Below are 6,462 nucleotides of genomic sequence, written 5' to 3'. Positions count from 1 at the left end.
TGATTAAATATTAGTTTAGTTTATGGTCGGGAAATAATAGAAMAAAAACAATAATCTTTAACAAGACAAAATATCACCATACTTGAGGCTCGCACACTATCATGAATAAAAAGGTTATACTGGTTTGGTTTCGAAATGATCTGCGTACAAGTGACAATGAAGTTCTGTATTCGGCCATTGAGAAATCAGATTTTGTTATACCAGTTTATATTTTTGATCCGAGGTATTATACGACCAATAGGTACGGCTTTGAGAATACGGGAGCGCTGCGCCGGCAGTTCATCCTTAATTCTGTAGCAGCATTGAAATCCAAGTTGCAGAAGCTGGGGGGAGATTTGCTAACCTTCGAAGGATATCCTGAAGAGATTATCCCTCGTTTGGTGCAGAAATACGATGTTGATGAGGTGTATCACCATCGTGAGGTTGCACGCAGGGAAACCAGAATTTCGGAGTTGGTCGAAGAGTCGTTGTGGTTAGTAAAGCGTAACCTTAAACATTTCATAGGACATACCTTGTACCATAAGGAAGATCTGCCTTTTCCTATAAAAGACATTCCGGATGATTATAACACCTTTAAGAAAAAGGTATCTAAAGAAAGTTTTGTCAGAGAAAGTATTCCAGACGTGCCCCATGTGGCTATTCCTCCTCATGTAGAGCGTACCCCTTTTGATGTGGAGGTGGATGAAGAAAATCTTTATCTTTATGGTGAAGGTTGGGCAAAGCAACGTATGGAAGAACTTATCACTCAGGCGGAGCTTACTCAGGACTTGTTTAGCGAACTGAGTCCTTACCTTTCTTTGGGAATCTTATCTCCTGCACAGGTGTATCATTTCTTCCATAAACACCTGACTTCAACAAAAAAGAAGGTCGTTACCTCAGTTTTGGAAGGATTGTTGTGGAGAGATTACTATCGTTTTATGACTGAAAAAATATCCGAATTGCTTCTTCAAGACCGTAGAAGAAGGTAAGCCGGATAAGGAGTCCTTTGATGCTTTTGTACAGGGTAAAACAGCGGAGTCGGACATCAACGAGTTGGTACAAAGACTCAACGATACAGGCATGCTCAATAGATTAGAAAAAGAATTGGTGGCCATGTACTTTGTCTATGAGTGTAAGCTGCCCTGGCGCTATGGCGCTTCATTCTTCGAGCAGCAGCTTATAGATTATGCACCGGCAACGAATTATGGGTTCTGGTCGCATATCGTAGGCAGAGGGACAAGCCTCAAGCATAACCGTAATGAAGACGATTGGTTGAAAATGAAGAAAGCGCTGGAACAAGTAAGTTCATAGCCTCATTTATCCAATAAAGTCAAAAAAGTTTCAAAAGAAAAAATATGACTTTGGATAATCCAAAATGTTAAAATTCAATACCAATAACTTCATTATTATTTCTAAATTTGGCGAATTATTTAGACTATAACATAATAATGGATAAACTGACATATTTGAGTAATGCCGATTCAAGTTATATTGACGGATTATATCAAGCTTACAAGCAAGATCCAAACTCTGTAGATTTTGGATGGCAGAAATTTTTCGAAGGTTTCGAATTTGGTCAGAGTTCTGAAGGAGTAGTCATCGATGATGAGAACATCTCAGAACATGCCCGTAAAGAGATTAATGTACTGAATATGATTCATGGGTACAGAGACCGTGGTCACCTCTTTACGCAAACTAACCCTGTACGTGAGCGCCGCAAGTACTATCCGGGTAAAGAACTGGAAACATTTGGGCTGTCGGAAGCCGATATGGATACCGTGTTCAACGCTGGAATTGAAGTGGGCTTAGGCCCTGCCAAGCTGCGCGACATCCGTCAGCTGCTGGAAGACACTTACTGCCGCTCGATAGGGGTTGAATTCAAATATATCCGTAATCCGGAAAAAATAAAGTGGTTGCAAGACCGTATGGAAGCGGAACGCAACCAGCCCAAATATACCCCAGAACAGAAGAAACGCATCCTTCAAAAAATCAACAGAGCTGTAGTTTTTGAAAACTTCCTAGGAACAAAATTCTTAGGCCAGAAACGTTTCTCGTTGGAAGGTGCGGAAAGCTTAATTCCTGCCCTTGATTCGGTAATCGAGAAAGGTGCAGACCTAGGTATCCAGGAATTTATGATTGGTATGGCGCACCGTGGTCGTTTGAACGTGTTGGCAAACATCATGGGAAAACCATACAAAACCATCTTGTCGGAATTTGAAGGTAAAATGTACAAGCAGGAAGATCCTGAATTGCAGTTCGGTGGTGATGTAAAATACCACTTGGGCTACTCTTCAGACATCAAGACCGACAATGGTAAAAGCATCCACCTATCTTTGGCACCTAACCCTTCACACCTAGAGACTGTAGATCCTGTGGTGGAAGGTATGGTACGTTCGAAGATCGACATGAAATACGACGGAGACTCTTCGAAGATAGCACCTATCCTTATTCACGGGGACGCAGCTATTGCAGGTCAAGGGGTGGTATACGAAGTGACACAGATGTCTAAGTTGGATGGCTACAAAACAGGTGGTACTATCCATATCGTAATCAACAACCAAGTAGGTTTCACGACAAACTATAAAGATGCACGTTCGGGAACATATTGTACTGACGTAGCGAAAATCACGTCGTCTCCAGTATTCCACGTGAATGGTGACGATGCTGAAGCGGTAGTGTACGCCATCAATATGGCAGTAGAATATCGTCAGAAATACAAAACTGACGTATTCATTGACTTGTTGTGTTACCGTCGTTTCGGACACAACGAGGCAGATGAACCTAAGTTTACACAACCGTTGTTGTACAAGCTTATCGAAAAACACCCTAACCCTAAAGAAGTTTATGCTAAGAAATTAGAGCAGGAAGGGGTTATTGACGCTAAATATGCTAAAGAATTAGAGAAGGAGTTCAAAGATTATCTGCAAACGCAGTTGGATGCTGCGAAAGCCGTAGAGGTAATCGTGGATGAGGTGCCTATGTTTGGTGGTGCGTGGAAAGGCCTTCGCCCAGCGAAGAAAGCAGATATCTTCAAACCAGTAGATACTAAAGTAGATAAGGATACCTTTATCTCTTTAGCAAAACAAATTACTTCTCTTCCTAAAGACAAGAAATTCTTCCGTAAGATTTCCAAACTGTACGAAGACCGTGCAGCAATGATAGACAAGGATTCGTACGACTGGGCAATGGGAGAGCTGATGGCTTATGCTACCTTATTGAATGAAGGTAAACGTGTACGTATCTCAGGACAGGATGTGCAGCGAGGTACTTTCTCTCACCGTCATGCTGTCTTGACTTTAGAAGATTCGGAAGAGAAATACGTTCCACTAGCACAGATTAAAGGTGGAGATAAGTTCAGCATTTACAACTCTCTGTTGTCAGAGTATGGTGTGCTGGGCTTTGAGTATGGATATGCGTTGGCAAATCCTCATTCTTTGACCATTTGGGAGGCACAATTCGGTGACTTCTACAATGGTGGACAGATCGTTGTAGATCAATATCTATCTTCTGCTGAAACAAAATGGAAACGCTCTAACGGCCTTGTGATGATGCTTCCGCACGGTATGGAAGGTCAAGGTCCGGAGCACTCTTCGGCACGTATAGAAAGATTCTTGGAGTTGTGTGCTAATGACAACCTTATCATTGCTAACTGTACAACTCCTGCTAATTATTTCCACTTATTACGTCGTCAGTTGGTTCGTGATTTCCGCAAACCATTGGTAGTGTTTACGCCGAAGAGCTTGTTGCGTCATCCTAAGGTGGTTTCTTCTTTGAAAGATTTCACCGAAGTAAACTTCCAAGAAGTGTTGGACGACACGAAAGTAAAAGCAGCAGATGTAAAACGCGTGTTGTTCTGTTCCGGAAAAATCTATTATGACCTATTAGAACGTCAGGAAAAAGAAAACCGCAAAGACGTGGCGATAGTGCGTATAGAACAGCTTTATCCTACTCCTGTAGAACAGCTGAAAGCTATACGTGCGAAATACAAAAAAGCTACTGAGTTTATCTGGGTACAGGAAGAAAACGAAAACATGGGAGCTTGGCCTCACTTCTGCCGTATCTTCAGAAAAACAGAGCTTGAATTTACAGATTTCATTGCCCGTAGCGCAAGCGGAAGTCCTGCCACAGGTTATATGAAGCAACACGTTGCACAACAAGAGAAAATTATTAATCAAGCATTTGCATAAACAATAATAAAAGCTACGCGTTGTAAATAGTTTACTATTTACAACGTTGGTTTTAAAGATTAAAGACATGAGCTTAGAAATAAAAGTCCCAGCAGTCGGTGAGTCTATAACCGAAGTAACACTAGCCCAATGGCTAAAACAAGATGGCGAATATGTCGAGATGGACGAGAATATCGCCGAATTGGAATCTGATAAAGCTACTTTTGAATTACCAGCAGAAAAAGCAGGTATCCTTCGCATCATAGCACAAGAAGGCGATACCTTGGAAATTGGTGCTGTAGTATGTACGATCGAAGATGGTGACGCACCTGCGGCCGAGAAGAAAGCAGATGCTCCAGCAGCGGCAGCAGCTCCTGCAGCGAAAAAAGAAGAGCCATCAGAAAACCCTGACTCTTATGCTGCCGGTACAGCTTCTCCAGCAGCGGCAAAAATCTTAAGAGAAAAAGGTATTGACCCTTCTACAATCAAGGGAACAGGAAAAGACGGACGTATCACGAAAGAAGACGCTGAGAAGGCTCAAGCTAAGCCAGCAGCTCCTAAGGCAGCAGAAAAAGCAGCACCGGCGGCGCCAGCTTCAGCTCCTGTGGTAAATACTGCTTTCTCACGCAACGAGCGTCGTGAAAAGTTAAGCTCTCTTCGTAAGACTATTGCCAAACGTCTTGTGGCAGTGAAAAATGAAACAGCTATGTTGACAACATTCAATGAGGTCAACATGCAGCCTATCATGGACTTGAGAGCTAAATACAAAGATATCTTCAAAGAGAAACACGGCGTAGGATTAGGTTTCATGTCGTTCTTCACCAAAGCTGTAACAACAGCATTGAAAGAATGGCCTGCCGTAAACGCTCGTATCGAAGATAACGAAATTGTGTATTCGGATTTTGCAGACATTTCCATTGCAGTATCTGCTCCAAAAGGATTGGTAGTTCCTGTAATCCGTAATGCCGAGTCCTTGTCTTTGTTCCAAATCGAAAAAGAGATAGTGAATTTGGCAACAAAGGCTAGAGAAAATAAATTGACTATAGAAGAGATGACAGGTGGTACATTTACTATCACTAATGGTGGTATCTTCGGTTCGATGATGTCCACACCTATCATCAACGCTCCACAGTCAGCTATATTAGGTATGCACAACATTATCCAACGTCCTGTTGCTGAAAACGGTCAAGTGGTAATCCGTCCGATGATGTATCTTGCCTTGTCTTACGACCACCGTATTATTGACGGCCGTGAGTCTGTAAGCTTCTTGGTACGTGTAAAACAATTGTTAGAAGATCCAGCACGCTTATTGTTGGAAGTGTAAAGAGTAATATCCTATATTTACAATAAAAGCCGTTACACGTCATTGCGTGGACGGCTTTTTTCTTTATTATATTTTTGGAAAAAAAATCCCTGTATTTTCTAATACAGGGATTTTGCTTATGAAAGAGTAGTTTAGAATAATCCAATTTGGCCGTCGTCGTCGATTTGAACATCTTCCGGATTAGTAATTTCCAACGGGATGTCTTGAGTTTTATTTTCCGGTTGTGCCGTGGTTTCAGGCTCTTCTTGCTGCTCTTGGGCATTATCCTGCTGAGCAAGGTCTATCTCTTGGGTTAATGCTTCTACTTCCTGTACATTGTGGAAGGAGAGTCTGTTGCCTTGCGCTTTGATTTTTTTGACATCAATAATCTCGTTGAGCGGCTGTTCGAGGATTTCTTCCACCTGCGATTTTCCTTTCAGCTGGCGGATTTTTACTACCGGTTCTGGATTATTAGTCAGCAAGATCAATTTTGAGCCAGCCTCCTCGTTGATGAATTTTACGCGTTTGCCCAATGGGATGTCGTCAAAGACAAAACGTTTGACGTAATAAGCTCCAGTCTTACCGTCCCGATGTATTGCTGCATAGACATGCTCAGGATGGAATTTTTCTATACGAATCATCTTGTCATCGAAATGGTTGCTGAGGTCGAAGTTTGATAGCTCATAAGATCCGTCTTCGAAGACCATCAAAATCTTGTCATCGCTTTCGAACTCGCCAAGGTAGACACCTCTTTCGTCCACGTTAAGACGTTTCAGCACATCGTCGTACCAGATTTTACGGCCCGACAGGGTAGATTTTCCGGCACTTTTGAATGTGATTTTCTTGACAGGGTATTTGGTCACCAGATTACCCATGGAGGCTTTACCCTTGATGGCTATGGAAGCGAAGTCCATATCGAAGGTAAGCTTACGTAGCTTGCTGTGTGGTTTCAACTGTACATGCACTACTTCTGCTTCTCCGTTAGGGTTGGCACTAAATAAAGCACCTTAGAGC

Annotated in this window: 5 protein-coding genes; 4 read left to right on the top strand and 1 reads right to left on the bottom strand. The window is 42.3% G+C overall.

All coding sequences use genetic code 11. The features are described from left to right. Positions 1 to 101 precede the first annotated feature (101 nt). From SD31_RS05285 to odhB, 4 genes are all read left to right on the top strand, one after another. Positions 102 to 968 carry a deoxyribodipyrimidine photo-lyase gene (locus tag SD31_RS05285; RefSeq protein ID WP_052258682.1) on the top strand — a complete coding sequence of 289 codons (867 nt, stop codon included), beginning with the start codon at positions 102 to 104 and terminating at the stop codon, positions 966 to 968. After that, positions 922 to 1,290, top strand: a complete 369-nt coding sequence (locus SD31_RS15025; RefSeq protein WP_082021824.1) for an FAD-binding domain-containing protein — start codon at positions 922 to 924, stop codon at positions 1,288 to 1,290. Before SD31_RS05285 ends, SD31_RS15025 begins: the two co-directional genes overlap by 47 nt. Before the next feature lie 137 nt (positions 1,291 to 1,427). Beyond that, positions 1,428 to 4,166, top strand: a complete 2,739-nt coding sequence (locus SD31_RS05280; protein WP_039053376.1) for a 2-oxoglutarate dehydrogenase E1 component — start codon at positions 1,428 to 1,430, stop codon at positions 4,164 to 4,166. A gap of 67 nt (positions 4,167 to 4,233) precedes the next feature. Next, entirely contained in the window at positions 4,234 to 5,469 is a 1,236-nt protein-coding gene (gene odhB / locus SD31_RS05275; protein WP_039053375.1) for a 2-oxoglutarate dehydrogenase complex dihydrolipoyllysine-residue succinyltransferase, read from the top strand. Positions 5,470 to 5,600: 131 nt separating this feature from the next. On the opposite strand, the gene SD31_RS05270 is transcribed toward odhB, so the two are convergent. Then, positions 5,601 to 6,413 carry a hypothetical protein gene (locus SD31_RS05270; protein ID WP_039053374.1) on the bottom strand — a complete coding sequence of 271 codons (813 nt, stop codon included), beginning with the start codon at positions 6,411 to 6,413 and terminating at the stop codon, positions 5,601 to 5,603. Positions 6,414 to 6,462: the final 49 nt, after the last annotated feature.

This window comes from Sphingobacterium sp. T2, assembly GCF_000814685.1.
In the GTDB taxonomy this organism is placed as follows: domain Bacteria; phylum Bacteroidota; class Bacteroidia; order Sphingobacteriales; family Sphingobacteriaceae; genus Sphingobacterium; species Sphingobacterium thermophilum.
This window is presented reverse-complemented; position numbering and strand designations above follow the sequence as displayed.

Coding starts and splice junctions, on each gene's coding strand:
- SD31_RS05285 (WP_052258682.1), top strand. CDS start 102: ATGAATAAAAAGGTTATACTGGTTTGGTTTCGAAATGATCTGCGTACA.
- SD31_RS05280 (WP_039053376.1), top strand. CDS start 1,428: ATGGATAAACTGACATATTTGAGTAATGCCGATTCAAGTTATATTGAC.
- odhB (WP_039053375.1), top strand. CDS start 4,234: ATGAGCTTAGAAATAAAAGTCCCAGCAGTCGGTGAGTCTATAACCGAA.